This window comes from Pseudomonas sp. 5P_5.1_Bac1 (assembly GCF_025466015.1).
In the GTDB taxonomy this organism is placed as follows: Bacteria; Pseudomonadota; Gammaproteobacteria; order Pseudomonadales; family Pseudomonadaceae; genus Aquipseudomonas.
The window spans coordinates 1-935 of the sequence record NZ_JANLNX010000109.1 but is presented as its reverse complement, the minus strand read 5'-3'; the positions used below and the strand labels follow the sequence as shown (position 1 = coordinate 935).

The following is a 935-nucleotide window of genomic DNA, read 5'->3' as shown; positions in this document are numbered from 1 at the left end:
GGCCATCACGTCACCCTGGCCTATTCGGCCTTCGGCAGCGTTCGTCGGCTCCTGAGCATCGCCAACGCCGATGGCACGTTGCTGCTGGAGATTCGCCCGCTCGAGTACACCCTGCGGCTTTTTCCCAGGACGCCCAATGAGGCCGTGTTCTCGTTGATCCTTGGCAATGAACAGCGCCTGACGCGCCTTGAACTGCCTACCGCCAGCCCGGCCAGTTGGCGCTTCGGCTATGACACCAAAACCCAGTGCATCAACCAAGTCGAAGGCCCGCTGGGCGGGCGCGAGACCATCGAATACGACACCACCCCGCACCAGTTTCCCGGCACCGGCGGCCGCACCCTGCCGCGGGTCCGCCGCCACCTGCACGAACCTGGCGCGGGCCAGCCAGCCATCGACACCCGCTACCAGTATTCCAGCAACAACTTCCTCGGCCGCAACGCCCCCGGCCTGATCTGGGAAGACAACGGCCTGGACAACCTCTACAAAGTTCTCAGCGCCTACGTCTACGACTCCACCGAACAGCTCTGGGACGCCACCAACAACCGCCCGCGACGCAGCATCAAGCGCATCTTTAACCGCTTCCACCTGATCAGCGAGGAACTCACCGAGCAGGGCGGCGCGGTCAAGCGTGTGCGCACCCAGTACTACGCCGACGACAGCAGCGTGCCGTTCGAGCAACAACCGGCGCAGTGCCAGTTGCCCAAGACCGTGACCACCTCCTGGATCGCCGCGGGGCAACAACGCGACGAAGTGGTGCGCAGCGAGTACGACGTGTACGGCAACCTCACCCTGCAAGTGCAGGCCAACGGCATCAGCGAAACCAGCGAGTACTACCCGGCGACCGCCAGCGACGGCTGCCCGGCCGATCCCCATGGTTTTGTCCGACACCTGAAACAGAAAACCGTGACCCCGGCCAAAGCCGACGTCAACGATGC

At 64.3% G+C, this 935-nt stretch carries 1 pseudogene; it reads left to right on the top strand.

Annotation, left to right across the window (positions count from 1 at the left end):
- Window positions 1-935, top strand: a pseudogene (locus tag NTD82_RS24400) (sugar-binding protein); the annotation flags it as partial.